Genomic DNA, 23,276 nt, shown 5'->3' with positions numbered 1-23,276 from the left:
TTGGATAAAAAACCTTCACCTATATATACAAAAAAACCGGACTTTAATCCGGGGTGCAAATGTAGGACAAATGCAGCTTTTAAAGTCAAGTCTTTTCTACAAACCGGCAGGATTAACTATCCAATAAGCAAAAATAAAGGGCTACGATCTGCAGCCCTTAAGAATTGAAGTTCAATGAAATTAATTATGCATGTGTAAAACCATCTGCAGCACTTGCTTTCTTGGCAAAAATGTCTTTCACGCTTTCGGGAACCTTTTCATCGTAGAATTTCTTTCCTTTTTCCTTCAATCCATTTACCAGATCACGTTTTTGCTGATCGCTCATTTTAGAGTATTTGTAATAGGCAAATGCGGCAGCTCCTGCTAAAAGAAGACTACCCAGCCCCATACCAGACTTTCTAGTCATAATTTATAATTTTAATGGTTAAAGAAATGTCTCTAATTAATACAATAAAATATCATACCGTTTTTAGGTGGGGGGGATGGTGGAATAAAGATTGATGAACTAACTTGCACAAGTTTTTTTAAAGAGAAAGGAAGCACGAATGAATTGGATGAAATTAACCCTAACCACAGTAATACTTTTATTTTTTTTACTTCCCAGAGCCCAAGAGAAAGATTATCCTAATGGCTATTTCCGTCACCCGTTGAATGTTCCAATGGCATTGGTTGCCAACTTTGGGGAATTGCGCCCCAACCATTGGCACATGGGTTTGGACATACGCACACAGCAGAGAGAAAACCTTCCTGTTTATGCTGCTGCGGATGGTTATATTACTAAAGTCAAGATCGAACCAAGTGGTTTTGGCAGAGCCATTTACATTGCACACCCCAATGGTTACACCACATTGTATGCCCACCTGAATGATTTTTACCCAGCCCTGGAACAGTATATAAAAGAGCAGCAATACCGACTGGAAAGTTGGGCAGTAGAGCTCACATTACCCCCCTTTTTATTTTCTGTAAAAAAAGGAGATTTTATTGCCTACAGCGGCAATACTGGTGGCTCACAAGGTCCGCACGTGCATTTTGAAATCCGTGATACGAAGACTGATAATTGTTTGAATCCACTTCTTTTTGGTTTTCCTATACCTGATGCTGTGCCGCCAACTATTTCACGACTGGCCATGTACGATGCAAACAAAAGCGTTTATATGCAATCTCCGCAAATGATTCCCATCCGTAAAACAGGGGCTAATTACACATTGGCAATGTCTAATTTGTTGAAAGTAGGCAGCAACAAGCTCAGTTTTGCCATTGGCGCTAGTGACCGCTTTAGTGGTTCAGCAAATCCTGTGGGGGTATATTGTGCCAAGATTTTTTTAGATGGCGTATTCCAATCTGGTTTTGTACTGGACAGCATCGACTATAATGAAACAAGGTATATCAATGCACAAATTGATTATCGTTATAAGCATGCCGGCGGGCCCTATTTGCAACATTTAAACAAGATGCCTGGTGATACCAGCAATGTGTATACATCAACATATCCGGATGCAGCTATTGTTCTTCCAGACACTACGATGCATAGTATCAAAATAGAAGTAATGGATGCAGCACTGAATACCTCTGTTCTTGCCTTCAACATTCAATATAACGGCACATTAGCCAAACCAATACAAAACAATACTTCGTCCAGATTGGTTCCTCAGAATGTAAACATTTTCGAATCGGACAATTTTGAATTGTATACTTCAGAGTATACAATTTATGATACAGTACCTATCACATTCAGTAACAGTGGTGTTGCATCGGGCAATGCTGTTTCACCGGTTTATACATTTTGCAGTGCAGCTATTCCATCACATGATTCAGTTACAGTAAGAATAAAGCCTTCCCTTGCTGTTGCGCCTGAAGACAGAGATAAAGTAATTATTAAAAGTATTTCCGGCAGTCGTACTGTTGTTGGAAAAGCAAAGTGGCAGAATGGCTGGTTTGTGGCGAAGTTCCGCCAGTTTGGTACGTACCAGGCATTTATAGACCAAGAGCCTCCTTCGGTAAATGCACCGGTAACCGATTTAAGGAGAGCTAGCAGGCTTGTTTTTGTTCCTACTGATAACTTTAAAGAGATCAAAATGTTCAGAGCAGAAGTCGACGGCCAATGGCTTCGCTTTACCAATGACAAGGGTTATTCTTATATATATAAGTTTGATGAGAAGTTTCCTCAAGGTGAACATTCATTGAAAGTAATTGTTGAAGATGAAGCGGGGAATGTTACGGAGCGAGAATGGAGGGTGGTGCGATAGATGATAGATGATTATCATTTTAAACTACACTTAAAAATAATTTTTTTATGGCTACACATTTAGAAGTTGGACAAGATGCGCCTTCATTTACAGGCGTTGATCAAAATGGAAAGAAGGTTTCGTTGAGTGATTATAAGGGCAAGAAAGTAGTGCTTTATTTTTATCCTCAAGATGATACCCCTGGATGTACCGCACAAGCATGTAACCTGCGTGACAATTATGCTTTACTGAAACAAAATGGTTTTGAAATTCTTGGGGTGAGTCCAGATGATACTGCAAGTCACCAGAAGTTTGAAAGTAAATACAGCCTGCCTTTTACTTTGCTGGCAGATCCTCAGAAAGAGATCATTGAAAAGTATGGCGTATGGGGAGAAAAGAATCTGTATGGGAACAAGTTTATGGGCGTTTTACGTACCACGTTTGTGATTGACGAAAATGGCAAAATCGTGAAGATATTCAAAAGGCCTAAGACACAGGAGCATGCAGAAGAGATCATTGAAAAGGTGAGCGGGGAATAGGCAATGGCGAATGGTAAGTTGTGAATGGTGAATAGGTACTATCGCTTGAAAAGTAAAGACCTATAAGGTTGTGGTAATCTTATAGGTCTTTACTTTTTTTATGATGCAACAGTATCTCCTGTCTTTCTCCTGATTTTATCCCTTCCTTTATTCAGATTGATCAGTAAAGCTGGTAATAATACCAAGTTCGTAATTGTAGCTGTGACTAAAGTTAAGGAGGTGAGCCAACCTAAAGCTTTTGTACCACCAAAACCACTGAAACAGAAGATCACAAACCCAGCAATCAACACAATGGAAGTATAAATAATACTCAAGCCTGTGGAATGAATTGTATTAATTACAGTCCGCTCGGGATTGAATTCGTACTTTTTCAGGTCCTGCTTGTAGTTGACTAAAAACCGTATCGTAATATCTATCGCAATCCCCAAGGCCACGCTGAACACGAGTACTGTAGAAGGCTTCAACGGAACTCCTACCCATCCCATAATACCGGCAGTAATAGCCAGCGGAATTACGTTTGGAATTAATGAACAGAGCAAGATCCTTACAGAACGGAACAGGTACAACATACAAAGAGCGATCAGCAAGAAGGACCAGAAAATACTTTCCCTCAGACCATTGATGATATAACGACTACCTTCCAGGAAGGTAACAGAAGTACCGGTCAATTGAATTGAGTATTTAGATGTATCTAAATAACTATTGGCTTTTGATTGAATGCTGTCTAATATCAAAGGCAGGCGGGCGCTTCCTACATCCTGCATGCTCACACTGATGCGGGCACGCTGGCGAGTGCTATCCATGAATGATGACACCAGCTTTGTAAATGAGTTTTGCGAGCCCTCACTGCTGCGCATGGAAAGATAAGGCTGTAAGGCTGGCAGGTCGTATTCTGATGGTAATGAAAAGTTGGCACTGTCGCCTTCAAAGAAAGCCTGCTTGGCAAACTTCAGTCCTTCCGCAATGCTTAGCGGTTTACCGATGTAAGGTTTTGATGCCAGGTATTGCGTCAGGGAATCCATACCGGTCAAGGTTTTTAGCATTCCTTTCCTTATGCCGTTCTTCTCTTTAGTATCTACGACGATTTCCAATGGCATTACGCCTTTGAAGTGGGTTTCAAAAAACTTGAGGTCGGTATATATTTTATCTGTTTGCGGCAGGTCGTCTACTATATAGCCAACACTCTTCAATCGCATCATACCAGTTATAGATATCAGTAGCACAACGGCGGTAACGCCATAGATCAGTTTCCGGTGGTGGATAGCCCAACGCTCCAACCTGGTGAGCCAACGTTGTAAAGTCGGGTTTTCCAAGTAACGTGTATGTTTTGGTTTGGGAACTCCCATCATGCTCAATACTGCGGGAATCAGGATGAGCGATATAAAGAACAGCATCATGATGTTGATGCCAGATACTATACCGAACTCCTTTAAAATAGTGCTTTCTGTAAGGGCGAAAACGGCAAAGCCAATGGCAGCTGCGATGTTACAGAAAAGGGTCACAATACCCATTTTCTCAATCATCTGTACTATTGCATTTTCTTTGTGACCAGTCTCCCTAAAGGAAGTATGGAATTTATTGAGGAAGTAAATACAATTCGGAATGCCTATTACTACAATTAAAGGAGAGATCAAAGCCGTCAACAAAGTTATCTTGTAGCCAAGCAAATCCATCGTACCGAAGCTCCAAACGACGCCGATAACCACTACTGCCAGGGAAAGAAACATAGCGCTCACAGAACGGAAGAAAAGCAGCAGGATCACTGCCGATAGAGCAATAGAAATAAAAGTAAACCACTTGGTTTCATTGGCAATACGGTCGGCCATCTCAGTGCGGATGAGGGGTAAGCCGCTTAGATGCATCTCCAGATTATGTTTTTGGCCAAAGGCATTTGCCTTCGCAGTAATGTCGTCAACGATTTTAGTTCTTTTGGGAGAGTTCAGCAGGTCGCGATTGATGCGAACGCCCATAAGCCAGGCCTGTGTTTCCGGATTGTATAGGAGACCGCGGTAAAAAGGCAGGGAAAGAAAAATTGCTTTGCTGCTATCGATCTGGGCCTGAGACAGGTTGCCTTCCGGGAAGATGCGTTCGGCCTCCAGTTTTTCGGTCTCATAATTCTTTACCAGGTTAATGGAGGCTGGAAGAGAGATCACATCCTCTACCCCGGTTACACCTTTCAAGTTGTTGTGCAGTTGGACGTAGTCATTAAAAACAGACTGCTGGAAGATATCCTTGCTTTGGATGCCTATAACAAGGAGATTGCCGTCTTCGCCAAACTTCTTTTTAAACTCCTGATAAACAATGTATTTGGGGTTATTTGTTGGAATGGCTCTACCGAATTCATAGCTCAACTTCACTTTACTGGCATGCCAGCCCATATAGGTGGTGGCTGCAAGTAAAATGGTGAGTAACACGAAACGATAGCGGAGGACATTTTCTCCTAGGGCTTTCCACATAAGAAACTGGTTTAAGTCGGCAAAGGTAACCGCAACCGTGGATTTGGGGGATTTTTAAGTAAGATTTATTGGGAGAAGGGGGAGCGGTTTACATTTGCATTTATTATTTTACCCCCATTATAATCGATCTGTGATTCATAAAACCAAAGGTATTGTTTTAAGGAATGTAAAGTTTGGGGAGACCAGCCTCGTGGTTTCTATATATACTGAGTTGTTCGGGCTACAATCTTATATGGTGAATGGCGTACGAACGGCTACTAAAAAGAGCAGCCCTAAGGCGAGTATGTTCCAACCGGCGTCTATATTGGACTTAGTTGTGTATCATAACGAGTCAAACAGCTTGCAGCGGATCAGAGAGTTTAAATGGGCGCATTTGTACCAGCACATCTATTCGGATGTTCCGAAGAATGCTGTTTCACTCTTTATGATGGAGTTGTTGAACAAATGTTTGAAGGAACCCGAACCCAATGCGGACCTTTTTTACTTTATTGAAGACGCTTTATTGCATTTGGATTCTGCTTCTGTAACCATTACTGCTAATTTTCCTCTGTTCTTTGCGCTTCACCTGGCTGTGTTCTTTGGATTCAGGATCAGTGATGAGTTTTCTGAAGAGCATCCCTATTTAGACTTACAGGAAGGTGTTTTTGTAGCAGGGCCGCCAGAACATTCTAATTATCTACAGGATAAGGAAGCCGAGGTTACTTCTTATATTTTAAAAGTGATGAATCCAGTGGAATTGGAAGACCTGCATTTAAACCAGGAATTCAGAAGAAGGCTTTTGAGTGCATATGAACAATATTATGCCTTACATATTCCGGACTTTGGCAGTTTGAAAACGCTACCGGTTTTGAGAGAGATGATGAGTTAGAGGGTTTGAGGTTTAATAATTATTAAAGAATAATTATAAACCTCAAACGATAAGTTTACTTTAAAACTTCTGATAGTTTTCTTTCCAGGTCTTCGCCGCGAAGGCTTTCGGCAATGATTTTACCGGTGGGGTCAACCAAGACATTATAGGGAATACCTTCAAAATGATAAAGAGGAACAACTGAGCTTTCCCAGAATTTGAGATCGCTGACATGGGTCCATGCGAGTTTATCATCCTGGATCGCTTTTACCCAATCGTCTTTCCCATCTGGCCGGTCAAGGGAGACACCTAAAACAGTAAAGTTTTTATCCTTGAACTTGTTGTATGCCTGCACTACATTGGGATTTTCCATGCGACATGGACGGCACCAACTTGCCCAGAAATCCACAAGCACATATTTGCCTTTATAGGATGACAAAGAAACGGGGTTGCCGTTCACATCGGGCAGCGTAAAATCAGGAGCAGGCTTGTTCAGGAGGCTTGAAGCGGCAACTGCTTTTGCTTTTTGCATTTCTGCCAACATACTTTTGTTGATGGAGGCAACACCCTGATGTTCTGGAAATTTAGCTGCTGTCTGACCGATCAACTGTTGCAATTCTTCATTGGAAAATCCGTCCATTGCAAAGGCTGGGTTGGAAGCCATGCTTTGAAAAGTACCTAAGACAAAAACACTTAAAGCAGCGCTCTTACTTTTGCTGATAAAATCAGCTGTATATTTTTTCAATTCATTGACAGTATTGGTATGTTCCGTTACATGCAACCCTATAATACTATCGCCAACAGCAGCTTTTTGCAGGCTGTCGATGGTGCGGTTGGAATTGTAAATAGAACGAAGTTTTTCACCACTGGTATGTAAGAATTCTTTTAGCTGTTCACTTGCATGTGAACCTTTTACCGTATAAACTTCCTGTCCTTTTAAGTCAGCGTTGATGGTAATATGTTTACTATCGTTGATAAAGGAAACCACAGGATATACATTTTCATCAAGACGGAGGTTGTAAATGGTCTCTTCTTTTGCCAGGGCATCCATTAAGAACTTGCCGTCCTTATCCAGTTTTGCCGAATCAACAATCACCGGCCTGAAAGAGCCGATAGAAGCCTCTTCGAGATAAACTGTTTTGGCACCTGAATTTTTGATTGAGCCTTCTACTTCAAAAGATGACTGTTTATTGTTGTTGCAAGCAATCAACAATAAAAGGGAACTATAAATAAGTGTTCGCATTTTCGTTACAAATTAAAAGTTATGGGTTACGGGAGGTCCGGATTTTTTTACGCCTGTTTCAACTTTTCCGTAAACTTTTCTGTTATCAGTTTGGCATCGGCTTTTCCTTTGGCCAGCTTCATTGCTTCGCCTACAAAGAAACCGATAAGACCTTTTTTACCTTTTTTGAATTCTGTTACTTTTTGCGGGTGTTTTTCCAAGACAGAATTGATCCATTCATCCAACTCATCGCTATTATCACTCAACATCAAATTGTTTTCCTGAATGAATTTTTCTACTGCAATGGAACCATCTTTTAACAAAGCCGGAAGAATTTTTTGCACTGCGATGCCATAGGTGATCTTTTTTTCATCGATGAGGCGTATGATTTCAGCAATTGAAGCCGGAGGAACGGCCAACTCATCGGCGGTAAGCTCGGCTTCTGCCAACCAGTTCCGTATAGGGTTCAAAACCCAGTTAGCAGCGGCTTTCGTATTTGAAGTATGTGTAATTATTTTTTTGAAGTAGGCCTCTAATTCAATATCTCCAGTTAGTTGGGATGCGTCATAATTAGAGAGACCGAAGTTGTCAACCAAAGCCTGAACCCTTTGTTTTTGCGTGGGCGGCATTTTCTGAGCAACAGCATCAATCATTTCATCAGTGATCAAGAAAGGTGGCAAGTCAGGATCGGCAAAATAGCGGTAGTCGTCGGCATCTTCTTTTGTGCGGATGGCATAAGTAGTGCCGGAGGCCTCGTCGAAACCTCGGGTCTGTTGCAGCACCTCCTGTCCACTTTCAATTAAATCTACCAAGCGCTTGCTTTCGGTCTCAATCGCCTTTTTAATAAAGCGAATAGAGTTGAGGTTTTTGATTTCGACCTTTGTGCCCAGCTTTTCTTCACCCTTTTTGCGCACAGAAATATTTACATCGCAACGAAGGCGGCCTTGTTCCATGTTTCCGTCACATACACCCAAGTAGCGAACAAGATTGCGCAGCTCGGTTACATAGGCATAGGCTTCTTCACTGCTACGAATGTCCGGCTCGGTTACGATTTCCAGCAAAGGGATGCCTGCCCTGTTGATATCAACACTGGTATATTTTTCATCAATATCATGGACGCTCTTTCCGGCGTCTTCTTCAATATGAATACGGTTGAGTCGAATCTTTTTTACTTCTTTGCCAACTACAACTTCCAGGTATCCATTGCGGCAAATTGGTGCCGTATGTTGAGAAATCTGGTATCCTTTAGGAAGGTCGGGATAGAAATAGTTTTTGCGGGCGAAATAGTTGTTGCGAACGATTTCGCAATTGCAAGCCAAGCCCAGGCGGATCGCCAGTTCAATAGCTTCCTTGTTCATTTTAGGCAGAGTGCCTGGGTGAGCCAGGGAAATCACACTTACCTGTGTATTGGGTTCTTCGCCAAACAAAGTATTGTCGCTACAGAAAAGCTTTGTCTGGGTTGTTAATTGGGCATGTACCTCCAGCCCAACAACAATTTCGTACTGCTGATAAATACTCATTGCGGCAAAAATAGATGATTTGGGATATGGGAGGAGTGGTTTGGAGTTTGAAGTTTGAGGTTTGGGGTTGAGGAAGTAGTTGGATTTCACATTATGATAACGTTTGTAATCCGGCGCATTAGGGATTATAAAAAAACAGCCCGGGCCTGAAGACGCGGGCTGCTTGGTTTTCCATCAAGGATGGAGTCACAAGAGACTATATTTTATCCCTTTTCCATTCTGCATCCTGATTGTTGCCAGAACTGAAGTTTTACAGATCGGCAGTTTTCAGTTTGCGAGGGATTTTTACTTCAATATTTTGTGTTTTGCCTTTGCGTAGGATCTGAAAGTTCAAAGAAGTTTTATCCCGATTTTGTCTTACTTCTCTGGCAACTTCGTCTACACTTTTAATTTCTTTATCATTAATGCGGGTAATAACGTCACCTTCTTTAATACCGGCTTTGGCTGCATTGCTTTCCTCATCCACATCTAAAACTTTTACCCCTTTACCATCTTCGCTATCCTGGATAGAGATGCCAAGTTTAGGACCATTACCACCCATATAGCCTTCTTTGTAAAAGAAAGGCATTTCGTCCACGCCCGGAGGATTAGGAGGCATTACAGGCTGTTTCATGCGGAAGCCACGGGTTGTGATCGTCACACCCTGCCATTTGCCCAATTCAGCATTGAGGTTTTGCTTTTTGCCATCCCGCAAAATTGAGAGGCTGATTTTATCACCGGGTTTGTGTTTGCGTACATTTTCGGTTACGTCTGCTGGACTTTCAACTTTCTTATTATCGATTGAAGTTATGATATCACCGACTTTGAGTCCAGCCTTTTCAGCAGCACTTTCCTTAGTTACAGATTTTACTACAGCACCTTTTGCGCTTGTATCAGTCATTACACCTAGCATGGCCCGGTTAGAGTCTGCGTGGAAGAAAGACATATTGCCATTATCATCGAAGTCAAAATCGAAATTCATATCCATGTTTTCAGCTCTGCGTGCCCTTTCTTCAGCCCTGCGCACTTTGTCTTCAACCAGCGCATCCATGTCTTTTACCTTTTTAAGACGAACGCTTATTTCGCCATCTTTAATATCATTCACATTCTTTCCATTAATCATTACCTTATCTCCCTGAATTTCAATCACAGTTTTCTTACTGTCGTCTCCTTTGCGCGTAATGATGATCTGCTCTACGTCTGTGTTTTTGACTTTGTCCTTAGTATTATCCTGAGCCAATAAAGAAGCAGGTGCTGAAACCAGGATTGCGCCTGCCAATAAAATGCGCCTAGTGAAGAATTGTTTCATTTGAAATAAGTTTTTAATTGTTTGGGGGCCAATCGAGTACCCGCACTACGTTAAATTTCGTACTTCAAATATAAAATAAGTTTTGGATTACGAAAACTTTCGCATTTGTTAAAATAAAATACCCCCAACCCCGCCATAACGCGGGGTTGGGGGTATGCTGTGAGGATGAGGCTATTTATAAGAGGGCCTGATCCAGGTATTCTTTAACAACCTCAATCACCTTGTGCAGTTCACCTGCATTTTGTCCGCCTGCGGTGGCCAATGTTTTTTGTCCCCCACCCCCGCCTTTAATAACCGGGGCAATTTTTTGCTTGATGAGTGCGGATGCATCGAGATTCTTTTCTTTAGCTACAGCATCATCGAACAGCAGTACAATATGGGCTTTACCGTCAATAGCTGCCGCCAGTGCAATGACGTGGCTGACCACAACAGGCTTCAGTTCAAATGCCAGTTTTTTGAGGGCATCCGCGCTGCTTACTTCAACAATCTCACCAATGAAATTGGCGTTGCCAATGGGTTGCAATTTATGTTGCAGACCATTACGCAGAGAAAGTAATTGGGCAGCTTCGTATTTTTCAATTTGTTTTTTCAGGGCCGCAGTTTCTTCACTTAAAGAAGAGAGTGCTTTTAGAATATCTTTCGGGTTCTTTAAAGCTTCTTTTACCTGTTGCAGTTGGGCTAATTGCTCATTTACGTATTGTTCGGCGGCCATACCACAAACAGCCTCTATACGACGAACGCCAGCAGCAACCGCACCTTCGGAAGTAATTTTAAACAAACCGATTTCGCCTGTTGCTCCAACGTGGGTACCTCCGCAAAGCTCAATTGAGTAGTTTGGGTCCATCACTATGACACGAACAGTATCGCCGTATTTTTCACCAAACAGGGCCATGGCACCCAATTGGATAGCATCATCCTTAGGCATCTGCTTGATCACAACGGGTATATTCTCACGGATCTTCTCATTCACGATTGCTTCCACCTGACTAATTTCTTCGGAGGTCATTTTGCTAAAGTGAGAGAAATCGAAACGCAGGTAATCAGCATTCACCAGTGAGCCTTTTTGCGCCACGTGTGTCCCCAATACTTTCCGAAGAGCTGCATGCATCAGGTGGGTTGCGCTGTGATGCAGGGCGGTCTTCTTCCTTTTACTTGCATCAACAACTGCCATTACTTCACCATTGAATTCGCTAGGCAGGCTTTCTGTGAAATGAACGATCAGGTCCATTTCTTTCTTTGTATCTACAATTTCGAGTTGTTCATTGCCAATTGTCAAAGTTCCAGTGTCCCCTACTTGTCCGCCACTTTCCGCATAGAAAGGAGTTTTATTCAATACGATTTGATATAAGTCCTTTCCCTTGGTTTTCACTTTGCGGTAACGCAGTACGCTGGACTTAGTATCTAAAGAATCGTACCCAACAAACTCGGAACTACCACCTTCATTCACGATGATCCAATCGCCGGTATCAACGGCTGAAGCAGCACGTGAGCGTTGCTTTTGCTGTTGCATTTCAGCATTGAAACCAACTTCATCAATAGTGAGCCCTCTCTCAGAAGCAATCAGACGTGTCAGATCGAAGGGGAAGCCGTAGGTATCATATAATTCAAAGGCATCGCTACCGGAGATGGTTTGCTTTGTATGGCTGATGATATCTTCAATGCGTTTCAAGCCTTTTTCCAGTGTTCTTAAAAATGCGTCTTCTTCCTCGCGGATCACCTTTGCTACAAATTGCTCCTGTTGTTTCAATTCCGGGAAAACGTCAGCGAATTGATCAGCCAGCACAGGAACCAATTGATACAACAAGGGCTGGTTGTAATTCAGATTAGTATAGTAATAACGAACCGCCCTGCGCAGGATGCGACGGATCACATAACCAGCGCCGGTATTAGAAGGCAACTGGCCGTCGGCGATCGTAAATGAAATGGCGCGGATGTGGTCGGCATTTACACGGAAAGCTACAGCTTCGCCCCAGTTTTGTCCGGAATCAGGAGTAGCAGCAGCATTGTATTTCCTGCCAGTGAGCTCTTCTACTTTTTGGATCGTACCTGAGAAAACGTCGGTATCGTAATTAGAAGTTTTACCCTGTAGCACGCGAACAAGGCGTTCGAAGCCCATCCCTGTATCTACGTGTTTTGCAGGCAGCGATTCTAGACTACCGTTCTTCAGACGGTTAAACTGGATGAACACGTTGTTCCAGATCTCGATCACCTGGGGGTTGTCGGCGTTGACAAAGGTTTTGCCATCAACCAAGGCTCTTTCCTGGTCAGGGCGCGTATCTACGTGAATTTCGGTGCAGGGACCGCATGGGCCGGTGTCGCCCATTTCCCAGAAGTTATCTTTTTTATTACCCAGCAGAATCCGGTCTTCGGCAATCCATTTTTTCCATTCATTGTAAGCTTCTTCATCTTTAGGCAGATTCTCTTTTTTGTCGCCTTCAAAAATGGTGACATACAAACGGTCGATAGGAATTTGTAATTCTTTCGTCAGCAATTCCCAGCTCCATTCAATAGCTTCCTTTTTGAAATAGTCGCCAAAGCTCCAGTTACCCAGCATTTCGAACATTGTATGGTGGTAGGTATCCACGCCCACTTCTTCGAGATCATTGTGTTTACCACTTACTCTTAGACATTTTTGGGTATCGGCTACCCGAGGCCATGGAGATTTTTGGTTGCCCAGGAAATAATCTTTAAACTGGTTCATACCGGCATTGGTGAACATCAGTGTAGGATCGTTTTTCACTACAATGGGGGCCGAAGGCACAATATGGTGCTGTTTTGACTGGAAAAACTCCAGGAACCTGTTGCGGATTGCTTTCGCAGACAATTGATTTTTAGCGGTTTCACTGGATTGTGCCTGATTTGCTGTCATATTCATTGATAAGTTTCTGCATTGCGGCCTAGGCCGTTTCACAATAAATAGGTTGAAATTTAGTTTCTATCAACCAGTATATTTGTTGTTTCCCCTAAAAGACCGGTAGGTTTTGCAACCTTATTGGTCTTAAGGAGGCGCAAAGGTAACAAATGGGTCGCTTAGAAATCAGAACGATTGGTATTACCAACTTATGAAGAAAATAAAATATTTTTATAATACACATACACTTCGTTACGAAAAGTTGATTACCCCATTGAGGGTTAAGCTTTTACGCATTTTCGGGTTTATCGCAGCGGCATTGGTTACCTCAGTTATTATCTCCTATTTTGCCTTCCAATTTGTGGGATCACCTCATGAAAAGTTGTTGGTGTCTGAAAATGAGCGGCTCAAGAACCGCTACCGGGATCTGAGGGAAGAGGTTGGCGACTTGCAACAGAAAATGTCGGAGCTGGAAAAGAGGGACAACAATGTTTACCGGAGCATATTTGAAGCGGCACCGATTCCGGACAGTGCCCGTGCTAAGGCCATTGAGTTCCAGAAGGAAGTGGCCCTGGTAGAAAGCATGGAGGATGACGAACTGGTAAGTTCTATTAACGCTAGCATAAAGAACTTAACTAACCGCCTAGAGGCTCAGAAGAAGTCGTATGCAACCATAGAGAAACTTATTGCAAATAAAGAACAATTATTAGCAGCAACTCCGGCCATTCAGCCGGTAAGGGACCAGGACCTGAATCATGTTGCTTCTGGCTTTGGCTACCGGATCGACCCCATTTATAAAACGGTAAAAATGCATGCCGGCCTTGACTTTGCGGCTCCGCAGGGCACCCCTATTTACGCAACTGCCGATGGTGTGGTACAACTGGCAGGGTTTAGTGATGGAGGTTATGGCAATCACGTGGTCATCAATCATAGCTATGGCTATGAGACGCTCTATGGGCACATGGTGAGGGTGAAAGCAAGGCGCGGGCAACGTGTAAAAAGAGGAGAAGTTGTGGGATATGTTGGATCAACGGGTAAGTCTACTGGTCCACACCTTCATTATGAAGTGCATAAAAACGGGCAGAAGTTAGACCCGGTATATTTCTTTTATAAAGACCTTACTCCTGGGCAATTTAATGAAATGCTGAAAAGAGCGCAGGCTTCGAACCAGAGTTTTGATTAAGACTGCGGATGAATGGAATATATTATTAGGATCAATAAAAAACCACCTAATAATTAGGTGGTTTTTTATTGATCTGATTTCGAAAATAAAAATTAACGTCCTGTCCACCAAACTGGTGTGAAGTAGTCGTTTTGTGCTTTCACTGCATCGAATTTTTCTGGATTCACAGATGGCTCATTTTCAGGATACATAAATCTTTCGATCCATTTCATTTTAGTTGAATTAGGCAACAAGTTGCCATATTCTTTTCTCAATCTTCTTGCTTCTGCCCATATTTCGTATTGACCTAAGATATTCAGGTGCGCAAACTTTTGATAGAAGATTTCTTTGATCTTACCATCTTTAGTCAATCCTGTAAAGTAAGCAGACTTTGTTGTCAAGAACGCATCAATAACTGCCTGTGCAGGCTTAGGATATTGAGATCCTGGCACCACATTCAGTGGTATTGAAGGAGTTGATGACACACTATATTGGTTGCTGTTATTTACACTATACATCCAGTCGATAGACTGCGCAATAGCAGTTTTATACTCTTGTACTGGATTTATACCACCTGCAACACCGGGGAAACGCAATGCGGCCTCAGCAAGTAACAAATGCGTTTCAGACGGAGTAAATACAGGGAACTTTCTGTCAAAATTGTAGAAAGTCATTTTGTTATACATAGAGAAGAAAGGATTAGTATTATCATCATAATCCCAGGTTTTTGCTTTTTGTCTATCCGGATTACCTACAGGCCATAAAGCATCAATATGTGCTGTTTGTTCAGGACCCCAGGGTTTCTCACCAATATACTTTCCATCTTTGTTAGGCTGGAACAATACATACAAGCGAGGATCTACCTGATTAGCAGGAGTAGAAGGACCATTTGTATAACCAAATACATCGTTAACCAGGAAATAAGGAGCTACCTGGTCAATGACACGCTCATTAAATGAACGGTACCAATATACTTCAAAGATTCTTGATTTTTCTTTGGTAGCCATACCCACCAAATCAGCAGCATCAGTAACCATTGGTGCATTTGTTGAGAGCAATTCACCAATTACTTCCTGTGCTTTAGCAGGGTCTACTACTGAAAGGCGCATGGCCATTCTTAGACGTAGAGAGTTACAGAATTTTTCCCATTTAGCAACACTACCATCGTTTAAGATGTCGTAAACAGGGAAGTTTTTGTGCGCCTGAGACTGATTCAAAGTATAACCATGAAGTTTACCTGCAATAGTTTTCAATTGCGCTAACATATCATAGTAAATCTCCTTTTGCGTATCATATTTAGGCCAGAACTTGCCATCATAAGCACCACCAGCTTCAGTGTAAGGGATAGAGTTGTACACATCTGTTACCCTTTGGAACATGAAGGCCCTGGTTATGTTGATACAATTAACGTACACAGAATAATTGTCTCTTTCTTCACCGCTTAAATTACCCAGTTTCAGATTAATAACAGGGATATTTTTATATGAATCAACATATACACGATTGTAGAGGGTATTTCTAAGCGTACCACCCGACCAGTCGTTATACATAGTAATACTTCCATCAGGTGCTGTATTTTTACCATCAGTTTCTCCATTATAGTATCCCAATCCTAACAAACGGTTCATATTACGCAGGTTGTGATACTCATCACCGTAAACAGGTTGGTATAACCCCCAGGTTTGAAGTGTTCCTGTAAACAATGTTTCTATTGAAGCATCTGTCAGGGCATTGGGTTTTTGGAATTTATCTTCCAATTCTTTTTTACAGGAAGTACCAAAAATGCCCATTCCTACTAACAAATAAGAGAGCAGAGTTACTTTATATTTCATTGCAAATATTTTTACTGATTAAAAACTTAATTTCAATTGACATCCGATCGACCTTACACCCGGCAAGTTGGTAGATTCCATATATTCATTAGTTCCGCCAGTAGATTCCGGTGTTACGTTAGGCAGGGCTTTGTATAAATAAGCCAGATTAAACGCAAACAGACCCAAATTTGCTTTTTGAATTCCTACCTTTCTAACTAATTTAGAAGGCAAATCGTAAGATAACGTTACGCGGCGGAGCGAGATGTAATCACTTTTATAAATTACATCTTCAGTGATATCCATACCACCTTGCCAATAGGTTTTTTCATAATAAGCCTGGGCACTAATCAGCTTGTCATTTTTGGTTGTTCCATCTTCTTTTACACCATCAACAATAACTCCATCGTGGAATATAAAACCATATTTTGAATCAGATGGCACTGCAGCTGTGTGAGAATTCAACAATACATAAGCGCCGGAGTTGTTTACATAATATGGCAATCCGCCATTGGCTTCATCCCTGTATTGTAAAGAGCTCTTGAACGTACCATTTCCACGGCCAAACATATTGGTTTGAGAGATCAAGGTACCTCCGAACTGCCAATCAAAGTCCATATCAAGACTAAAGCCTGAATATTTAAGGTTAGAGTTAAAGCCACCCAATACTTTAGGTAACGTAACACCCACTTTTTTAAGATTGTCCTTATCAAATATGCGAATACCATCGCTACCAACGATGTATTTACCATCCTTGTTCCGTTTCCAGGGAGCAATGTAAATTTCACCATATTCACCGCCTACAACGGCACGGGAGAAAGCTCCATTAATACCCCATAAAGGCAGGATCTTAACACCCTGAGCCAGCTCCATGATCTTGTTTTTGTTCATCGAGAAATTCAAGCTGGTATTCCAAGCGAATTTTTTGGTCAGGACAGGCGTACCGGTAATTTGCAATTCAACGCCCCTGTTGCGAATACCTCCTGCGTTGGTTCTAATGGCAGCAGTACCGGATGATTGAGGCACCGACAGCGATATGATCTGATTATACATATAGCTTTGATAGAACGAAACATCTACTCCCAGGCGGTTATGTTCAAAGAACTTGGTTTCAAATCCAAATTCAGTTTCACGTTTCTTCTCCGGCTGCAAGTTCAATATCAGTTGTCCGTCCTTAACAAAACCCGGAGGCAATGTAGTAGAAGCGGTAGCAAATGGTATAGCACCATACATACCATTGCCATAAGTATTATTACCAAAGTATCTTTCTCCCGGACGTCCTACATCAGCTATTGACGCACGCACTTTAGCAAACTTAATAACAGAAGGAAGTCTTAACTGCTCAGAAGCGATCCATGAAACGCTGGCTCCTGGATAAAAATAACTATTGTTGGATGGAGGAAGAATGGATGTCCAGTCATTCCGTCCTTGCAACTCTAAAAACAGGAAATTACGATAAGAGAGGTTTGCAGACGCTAATGCACTATACGTTACGTCGTCACCTTCATCTCCTCCACCTGTATAAGGAGCCACATCGGTAGAATTATTGAATTTAAACAGGTTTTCTATAGCAAAATTCTGAGTTAACCCAGATAAAGACCTATCCATATTGTATCTGTACGCTGTACCCACAGACCCTGTCAGGGTGAAGTCTCTGTTCAAATTCCTGTTTACATTTAATAAAGCCTGGCCATAAATTGAATTATGCTGATTGTTCAATTCAGAAAAATAGCCCTGCTTGTTGTCCATATAAAGAGGTCGTGTAAAGTTCTTTTTAACGATGTCGTTTATCCTGGTCATGTCAAATCCACCCAACACAGAAAGATTTAACCAGTCTGTAAACGTTGCCGTAGCATTAATAGACTGAATGAAGTGATGTCTTAATTCATCGTAGGTGTTGCGCGTTTGAGACCAGAAATAATCACCCCCCAATGTTCCGGAAATAGTACCGGTAGCTCTATTGGCAATATCCTTATTCATTGCGAAATACGAATAATTGCCACTTTCATCAGTAATGTTATCTCTTAACAGATCCGTCTTTAAATCACGAGCTATACCGTAAGTCGCAAAAGATTGCATTCTGAAAGGAGCGTTATGATTATCTGTATAATAATAGTTAGAGTTAAAGCCAACTTTCAAGAATTTACTTGGATTAAAATTGCCTGAGAAACTAACTATATGATTTTGTTGACTTGCGCCAACCATCACACTTTCATATTTCTTGTTAGAGTAGGCCAAACGAACATTTCCCCAAGCACCGCCATTAGATACCGCAACATTGGTAGTTTGCAGGTGACCTTGATTAAACAGATCCTTGTAGTTGTTTGGCTGTGGCGTATATGGTCTCATTTGTTTGTCATACCAATAGATTTGAGTACCATCCATCTTAGGTCCGAAAGAACCACTTAAATTAAAGAAAACAGGGGTTTTAACGCCATTGATCATCTCATATTTGAATCCCTTTGCATCAGTCATCGCCGGATCTATGCTATTGTATGCAACGTTGCCGCCAGAACCATAAATATTCTGAAACTCCGGTTGAAACGCTGCGTTATCCCAGGTATAGTTTGTACTAAAATCAATACCAACTCCTTTTTGAGCGCTACCGTTTTTCGTATTGATCAATACTACGCCATTCGCGCCACTGTAACCATATAGTACAGCAGCCTTGGCGCCCTTCAGGATTTCTATTGATTCAATATCTTCAGCATTGATATCATTGATACCTGTACCTCTGTCGCGTCCATCCCTATCGTTCAAGCTGGTTGAGGTATTTTGGTCATAAATGGGAATTCCGTCCACTACAAATAAGGGTCTTGTCCTGGAACCTTCGTTTAAGGAAACCGTATTTCGGATATTGATAACGGTTCCGCCCGTAGGTCCGGTATTGGTGCTACTGATTCTTAACCCGGCGGCCTTACCATACAACGACATCAAGGGGTTCACGGTATTCCCGGTTTTTACCAATTCAGCCGCCTTAATGGTAGACATAGCGTATCCCAAGGATTTCTTTTCTCTTTTGATACCAAGGGCTGTAACTACTACGTCGTCCATATTTTGAATAGCCTGTTTCAATTTAACGGAAATAAACTCGGATGTTCCTGTTACTACCTGTTGACTTTCGAAACCGACGAACGAAAATGTGATAGATGTTCCTTTTTTTACATTTACATTAAATTCACCGTTTGCATCTGTAACCACTCCTTTACCATTTTTAACTATTACAGAAACTCCCGCCATGGGGCTTCCTTTTTCATCGGTAACTTTTCCTTTAAACTGACTAAAGGCAAATTGTGTTGTGAGTATGGCAAAAAATACCATGAGTAAGCGAAGCAGCGCTTTGGTTGGATTCCTCCAACTTTTTGTTTTTTGTTGATAGCAATTGTAATGCTTTGGCATATCAGCTTGTTTTTGATTTAATAAGAAATAGTTGTAGTTTAAAGTCATTGTGTTATTCATTTCTAATTCATAGGCGTTTTATGGGATTTTTAATTTTGAAGGGAGAAATATTTCAACGGGAGCACTTACCAAAAAACGGGCTATGCCAGGTAAGAAAGTGTCAATAGCGTATAGTTGGTGCTTCTGCCCTGCCGAAAAAGAGGCAAGGCATGATTCAATAATGACATCTGTTTTTATTATCGGGTCGATAAAGTTTTGAGTATAGGGCAAACTAGTTTTCATTGGCAAGCTAAAATGCGAACATGAAGAGCGGAATTAGAAAATAATTCCCTTATAAAGCCTTTCATGGCTCACATTTCTACTAATTTTTATAAAAAGTTAAAATTATTATTGTAAAAGTAGATTAACTTTTTAAATAATTGCGAATACTTTTTAAAACTTGTTAATTTTATTTTAAGGAATTGTTATTTCCAAGTAACTGTTTGTTTGCTAGAAAGTAGTTAATGGATGGGCGTAGAGACTGCGCTTTGCAAACTTCAGCCGCCAAATTTTGATTTCTTAACTTTGGCGGCTGAAATGGCAAATTCACTTACACAAATAACATTTGATTTTATTGATCCGGAAGAAACACCCAAAGAATTTCTTTCTGGTATGCCTGCTCCGCAGAAAGAGAAAAAACCTAAAAGTACACGTGGTCGTAAACCGCTGAAGGAAGAAAGTGATTGGGAGCAAATTGAAATACCGGAAGATGAAGTATTGTTTAAAAAACTGTATTACTCCATTGGCGAAGTTGCAACAATGTTCAAGGTGAATACTTCGCTGATCAGACATTGGGAAAATGAATTTGATGTACTTGAACCCAGGAAGAACCGAAAAGGCGACCGCTTTTTCACACCTGCCGATGTAAAGACCCTGCACCTTATTTACGATCTTGTACGCCGGAGGAAGTTTACAATCGAAGGCGCTAAAGAGTATTTGAAAAAAAGCAAACATTCAGATGAAAGGTTTGCCATGATACAATCGCTGCAGAAAATCAGGTCGTTTTTATTGGAGTTGAAAGCGAGTTTGTAGTTTGGAGTTTTTTAACTTTCGATTTTTAAGTAGAAGCTGTAGCTAGATTAACTTTGGAAGATGCGTACAATGACAAAACTATTATCCGTTCTTTTTTCCCTGTTACTGATACAAACTTCCTTTGCTCAAAATGCAGAAATCAGCCGTGATGGCAGCGGAAATAAAGTAGTAAAGGGCTTTATTTCCAGAGATGAAATTACTAAAGACACTGCATTTAAATGGTTTGCAGACAATCAAAAAGGGTATACACCTTACGCCCCGGCCCTACAGGCCATCAAAGCCATTAAGGACTCCATCAATATTATTGCTTTTGGCGGTACATGGTGTGATGATACCAAATTTGTTCTTCCCCGTTTTTATGCGCTGACCGATGCTGCAGGCTTATCTGCAGACCGTATTACTTTCATTGGCGTTGATCATAGTAAAAAGACGCTGTATCATTTATCTGAAGCTTTTAACATTACGAATGTTCCTACTTTGATTGTCATGAAGGGAGGTAAAGAAATTGGTCGTGTTGTTGAATATGGTAAAACAGGAATGTTTGAAAAGGATTTGGGGGAGATATTGGGGAAGCGATAGAGAATAGATAGCAGGAATAAGAACGGATTCTTATTCTAGTGGCGGTAGGAAAAGATGGATACTGAGTTTTTTGATAATGCAATTAATTTATTCTGACTTAAGCTGTAGCGGTAATACCGCAGGAAGTTTTGAGGAAACATGTAACGGCTTTCCATTAGTGTTGCAGTTGAATAGTTATTGATACCATTGTTGCTGATACCAAGGACATTTTTACCTGCAATTACAATACTGTTCCAGTTGCTGAGGGGTAACTTTCTTTTAAAGGTGCCATAGTAATCAAATACAAACAATCCGCTGGTTGTATCATATAAATATAGGAGACCGTCTCTATCCAGAATTTGTTGCGGTACTATAGATTGATCAAAGAGGATGCGGAAGTCCGAGGTTTCCTGTAATAGGCTTCCCTGCTCATCAAGTTTCTTCAACTTGTATTCATAACTGTCAAAGATCCAGATCTTATTATCATAACTTGCCCCAACGGCAGATGCCTGCATAATATTATTTTGCTTTAGATCTATAGTTCCACGTACAGTAAGAAGCCTATCCAGCATCACTATCCGAGAAAAGTCCTTATAAAATAATAGAAGTTTCATTGGGTTGGAAACATCGACAGAATGCAGTTTGCCAAATCTCTTAACTCCATTGAATGCTGCTACGGAATCACCATTTATATTATACTTTTTTAGCTGGTCCTGTGGAGTTATGATATATAGATTATCAAGATTGTCAAGCATGGCATCAGCCACTTCAAAAGGGTATGTTTTTACCAGTTGAAAAGCAGAATCACCTTGAGCCAATACACTTTTACCCAATATGATCAATAGCAATATGGTAAACCAATTCTTCAATGGCGGTAGATTTTGTCTTCATTACCAGTAAATGCCTTCAAGTGCATTTCATGGCCGTCGAAGACAGCATAGGTATAAAATGTAATCCAATCACCCAGGTTAATATAGCGACTTTTTTCATTCAAACGATAATCAATGGGCAAATGCCGGTGTCCGAAAACACAATAGTCAACAGGCTTTTGTTTGATCACTTCCCTGGAATAAATCAACAGCCATTCTTTATCATCTCCTAAATACTTTTCCTCAGAAGTACCGGTCGCCTGTCTGCTTTTACGACTGAAATAATCGGCCAATCCAATACCAAAGAATGGAGGGAGGATACCAAAGAGCCATTGACAAACAGGATTACGGAATATCTTTTTCAGTGTTTTATAGCCATGATCGCCGGGCCCCAAGCCATCGCCATGTCCTATATGAAATTTTTTACCATTAAATTCAAAGTCTTTAGGCTCAAAATATACAGGGATGTTCAATTCTTTTTGAAAGTAATCGCTCATCCACATATCATGATTTCCCACAAAGAAATGAATGGCTATGCCAGCATCGGTCAATTCAGCGAGCTTTCCAAGCAGGCGCACATGTCCTCTGGGTACTACTTTTTTATATTCGTACCAGAAGTCGAACAGGTCGCCAACGATAAAGATCACAGCAGCTTCGTGCCTGATCTCTTCTAAAAACCTGATGATCAGTTTTTCGCGTTCGAGGCTGGCGGCATGATTTGGTGCCCCTAAATGGAAATCGGAAAGAAAGAATACTTTTTTACCAGGAGGAAGTTGCATTGGCGGAAATACTTCTTTTGAAAAGAATGCAAATATTCAAATTTTCACACGTCCTCATTCACTTTCCACCAAGAAACAATACACTTCTTTTGGACCATGCACCCCTACGACCAAAGTCTTCTCAATGTCGGCAGTGCGGCTTGGACCAGTAGCCAGTGTTATTAACGAAGGAAAATTATCCTGGTATTTTTGCCCGATGTAATCTAACGCATCTTTTATATCATAAACCAGTTGGGATGCATAGGCAACGCAAATGTGCACAGGAGCATATACACTGGGAATACGCTGGTTGAGAGACGAGCTCAAAATGATACTACCTGTTCGGGCTACTAACAACTCACAAGTGGTTATTGCGGCTTCACAGGTTTTGATATCGTTGTTCCATTGAACAGATGGAAATAAAGCCCGCAGCTTTTCATCTTCGCAATAGAGTTTTGTCCATTGCTGCTGTAAGCATAGATTTTGCAGGTGCGAGAGCAGCTCTCCTTCGCTAAGGCAATAATCGAATTTTCCTTGTAAGATGGTAAACTGTTCGGCAAATTCGACCATCAAGTCTTCTTGCAGTGGCTGAAAAAGGGATTCACTACCCTGGCTGTCAGAAAATGGTAAAGGCGTTGGTTGTTCCAACGCCGTTTTTATTTTTTTGAGAATATTACTTCTCGCTGAAGATGCACTCATT

The 23,276-nt window shown here is 41.3% G+C and carries 17 protein-coding genes; 6 read left to right on the top strand and 11 right to left on the bottom strand.

Annotated elements, in window-relative coordinates; all coding sequences use genetic code 11:
- Positions 1 to 184 precede the first annotated feature (184 nt).
- The gene (locus tag OCK74_RS18370; RefSeq protein WP_279298533.1) at positions 185 to 406 is read right to left on the bottom strand and encodes a hypothetical protein; all 222 of its coding nucleotides are present in this window, start codon (positions 404 to 406) and stop codon (positions 185 to 187) included.
- A gap of 148 nt (positions 407 to 554) precedes the next feature.
- On the opposite strand from OCK74_RS18370, the gene OCK74_RS18365 reads away from it, so the two are divergent.
- The gene (locus OCK74_RS18365; protein WP_279298532.1) at positions 555 to 2,246 is read left to right on the top strand and encodes a M23 family metallopeptidase; all 1,692 of its coding nucleotides are present in this window, start codon (positions 555 to 557) and stop codon (positions 2,244 to 2,246) included.
- Positions 2,247 to 2,293: 47 nt separating this feature from the next.
- On the top strand, positions 2,294 to 2,764 hold the full coding sequence (gene bcp / locus OCK74_RS18360) for a thioredoxin-dependent thiol peroxidase (RefSeq protein WP_279298531.1): 471 nt from the start codon (positions 2,294 to 2,296) through the stop codon (positions 2,762 to 2,764).
- A gap of 98 nt (positions 2,765 to 2,862) precedes the next feature.
- Here the strand turns inward: bcp and OCK74_RS18355 are convergent, their stop codons facing one another.
- Positions 2,863 to 5,220 (bottom strand): efflux RND transporter permease subunit, encoded by a 2,358-nt coding sequence (locus OCK74_RS18355; RefSeq protein WP_279298530.1) that lies wholly within the window; start codon positions 5,218 to 5,220, stop codon positions 2,863 to 2,865.
- A 130-nt stretch (positions 5,221 to 5,350) separates the two neighbouring features.
- Here OCK74_RS18355 and recO point away from each other — a divergent pair, with 130 nt between their 5' ends.
- A complete protein-coding gene (recO, locus tag OCK74_RS18350; RefSeq protein ID WP_279298529.1) occupies positions 5,351 to 6,088 on the top strand; it encodes a DNA repair protein RecO in 738 nt (245 codons plus the stop codon).
- A gap of 55 nt (positions 6,089 to 6,143) precedes the next feature.
- Here the strand turns inward: recO and OCK74_RS18345 are convergent, their stop codons facing one another.
- The 4 genes from OCK74_RS18345 to alaS form a co-directional block, all read right to left on the bottom strand.
- A complete protein-coding gene (locus tag OCK74_RS18345; RefSeq protein ID WP_279298528.1) occupies positions 6,144 to 7,310 on the bottom strand; it encodes a redoxin domain-containing protein in 1,167 nt (388 codons plus the stop codon).
- A gap of 47 nt (positions 7,311 to 7,357) precedes the next feature.
- Positions 7,358 to 8,899, bottom strand: coding sequence for an Asp-tRNA(Asn)/Glu-tRNA(Gln) amidotransferase subunit GatB (gene gatB / locus OCK74_RS18340; protein WP_279298527.1), 1,542 nt, complete (start codon positions 8,897 to 8,899; stop codon positions 7,358 to 7,360).
- Positions 8,900 to 9,059: 160 nt separating this feature from the next.
- Positions 9,060 to 10,097, bottom strand: a complete 1,038-nt coding sequence (locus OCK74_RS18335) for a PDZ domain-containing protein (protein WP_279298526.1) — start codon at positions 10,095 to 10,097, stop codon at positions 9,060 to 9,062.
- A 175-nt stretch (positions 10,098 to 10,272) separates the two neighbouring features.
- Positions 10,273 to 12,966, bottom strand: coding sequence for an alanine--tRNA ligase (alaS, locus tag OCK74_RS18330; RefSeq protein WP_279298525.1), 2,694 nt, complete (start codon positions 12,964 to 12,966; stop codon positions 10,273 to 10,275).
- Between the two features lie 193 nt (positions 12,967 to 13,159).
- On the opposite strand from alaS, the gene OCK74_RS18325 reads away from it, so the two are divergent.
- On the top strand, positions 13,160 to 14,131 hold the full coding sequence (locus OCK74_RS18325; protein WP_279298524.1) for a peptidoglycan DD-metalloendopeptidase family protein: 972 nt from the start codon (positions 13,160 to 13,162) through the stop codon (positions 14,129 to 14,131).
- A gap of 92 nt (positions 14,132 to 14,223) precedes the next feature.
- Here OCK74_RS18325 and OCK74_RS18320 read toward each other — a convergent pair whose 3' ends face one another.
- Complete coding sequence (locus tag OCK74_RS18320; RefSeq protein WP_279298523.1) at positions 14,224 to 15,942, bottom strand: SusD/RagB family nutrient-binding outer membrane lipoprotein; 1,719 nt, start codon at positions 15,940 to 15,942, stop codon at positions 14,224 to 14,226.
- 18 nt (positions 15,943 to 15,960) lie between these two features.
- Positions 15,961 to 19,320, bottom strand: a complete 3,360-nt coding sequence (locus tag OCK74_RS18315; protein ID WP_279298522.1) for a SusC/RagA family TonB-linked outer membrane protein — start codon at positions 19,318 to 19,320, stop codon at positions 15,961 to 15,963.
- Between the two features lie 576 nt (positions 19,321 to 19,896).
- Here OCK74_RS18315 and OCK74_RS18310 point away from each other — a divergent pair.
- The gene (locus tag OCK74_RS18310) at positions 19,897 to 20,391 is read left to right on the top strand and encodes a MerR family transcriptional regulator (protein ID WP_279298521.1); all 495 of its coding nucleotides are present in this window, start codon (positions 19,897 to 19,899) and stop codon (positions 20,389 to 20,391) included.
- Between the two features lie 60 nt (positions 20,392 to 20,451).
- Entirely contained in the window at positions 20,452 to 20,970 is a 519-nt protein-coding gene (locus OCK74_RS18305; protein WP_279298520.1) for a thioredoxin family protein, read from the top strand.
- 35 nt (positions 20,971 to 21,005) lie between these two features.
- Here the strand turns inward: OCK74_RS18305 and OCK74_RS18300 are convergent, their stop codons facing one another.
- The 3 genes from OCK74_RS18300 to OCK74_RS18290 are packed head-to-tail and all read right to left on the bottom strand — an operon-like array spanning position 21,006 to position 23,275.
- Positions 21,006 to 21,818, bottom strand: a complete 813-nt coding sequence (locus tag OCK74_RS18300) for a hypothetical protein (RefSeq protein ID WP_279298519.1) — start codon at positions 21,816 to 21,818, stop codon at positions 21,006 to 21,008.
- Positions 21,815 to 22,597 carry a UDP-2,3-diacylglucosamine diphosphatase gene (locus OCK74_RS18295; protein ID WP_279298518.1) on the bottom strand — a complete coding sequence of 261 codons (783 nt, stop codon included), beginning with the start codon at positions 22,595 to 22,597 and terminating at the stop codon, positions 21,815 to 21,817. Before OCK74_RS18295 ends, OCK74_RS18300 begins: the two co-directional genes overlap by 4 nt.
- Before the next feature lie 54 nt (positions 22,598 to 22,651).
- The gene (locus tag OCK74_RS18290; RefSeq protein ID WP_279298517.1) at positions 22,652 to 23,275 is read right to left on the bottom strand and encodes a LutC/YkgG family protein; all 624 of its coding nucleotides are present in this window, start codon (positions 23,273 to 23,275) and stop codon (positions 22,652 to 22,654) included.
- Position 23,276: the final 1 nt, after the last annotated feature.

Origin of the sequence: Paraflavisolibacter caeni, from assembly GCF_025628885.1 — a bacterium.
Lineage (GTDB): Bacteria > Bacteroidota > Bacteroidia > Chitinophagales > Chitinophagaceae > Flavisolibacter > Flavisolibacter caeni.
The sequence above is the reverse complement of the archived record's forward strand: the minus strand, read 5'-3'. Positions and strand labels throughout refer to the sequence as shown.

What these genes read in the sequence shown, in the direction of transcription:
- OCK74_RS18335 (WP_279298526.1), bottom strand. Translation starts at nt 10,097, where the DNA reads ATGAAACAATTCTTCACTAGGCGCATTTTATTGGCAGGCGCAATCCTG.
- bcp (WP_279298531.1), top strand. Translation starts at nt 2,294, where the DNA reads ATGGCTACACATTTAGAAGTTGGACAAGATGCGCCTTCATTTACAGGC.
- OCK74_RS18365 (WP_279298532.1), top strand. Translation starts at nt 555, where the DNA reads ATGAAATTAACCCTAACCACAGTAATACTTTTATTTTTTTTACTTCCC.
- OCK74_RS18355 (WP_279298530.1), bottom strand. Translation starts at nt 5,220, where the DNA reads ATGTGGAAAGCCCTAGGAGAAAATGTCCTCCGCTATCGTTTCGTGTTA.
- OCK74_RS18345 (WP_279298528.1), bottom strand. Translation starts at nt 7,310, where the DNA reads ATGCGAACACTTATTTATAGTTCCCTTTTATTGTTGATTGCTTGCAAC.
- OCK74_RS18320 (WP_279298523.1), bottom strand. Translation starts at nt 15,942, where the DNA reads ATGAAATATAAAGTAACTCTGCTCTCTTATTTGTTAGTAGGAATGGGC.
- OCK74_RS18325 (WP_279298524.1), top strand. Translation starts at nt 13,160, where the DNA reads ATGAAGAAAATAAAATATTTTTATAATACACATACACTTCGTTACGAA.
- OCK74_RS18315 (WP_279298522.1), bottom strand. Translation starts at nt 19,320, where the DNA reads ATGCCAAAGCATTACAATTGCTATCAACAAAAAACAAAAAGTTGGAGG.
- OCK74_RS18370 (WP_279298533.1), bottom strand. Translation starts at nt 406, where the DNA reads ATGACTAGAAAGTCTGGTATGGGGCTGGGTAGTCTTCTTTTAGCAGGA.
- OCK74_RS18310 (WP_279298521.1), top strand. Translation starts at nt 19,897, where the DNA reads ATGGCAAATTCACTTACACAAATAACATTTGATTTTATTGATCCGGAA.
- alaS (WP_279298525.1), bottom strand. Translation starts at nt 12,966, where the DNA reads ATGACAGCAAATCAGGCACAATCCAGTGAAACCGCTAAAAATCAATTG.
- OCK74_RS18305 (WP_279298520.1), top strand. Translation starts at nt 20,452, where the DNA reads ATGCGTACAATGACAAAACTATTATCCGTTCTTTTTTCCCTGTTACTG.
- OCK74_RS18295 (WP_279298518.1), bottom strand. Translation starts at nt 22,597, where the DNA reads ATGCAACTTCCTCCTGGTAAAAAAGTATTCTTTCTTTCCGATTTCCAT.
- OCK74_RS18290 (WP_279298517.1), bottom strand. Translation starts at nt 23,275, where the DNA reads ATGAGTGCATCTTCAGCGAGAAGTAATATTCTCAAAAAAATAAAAACG.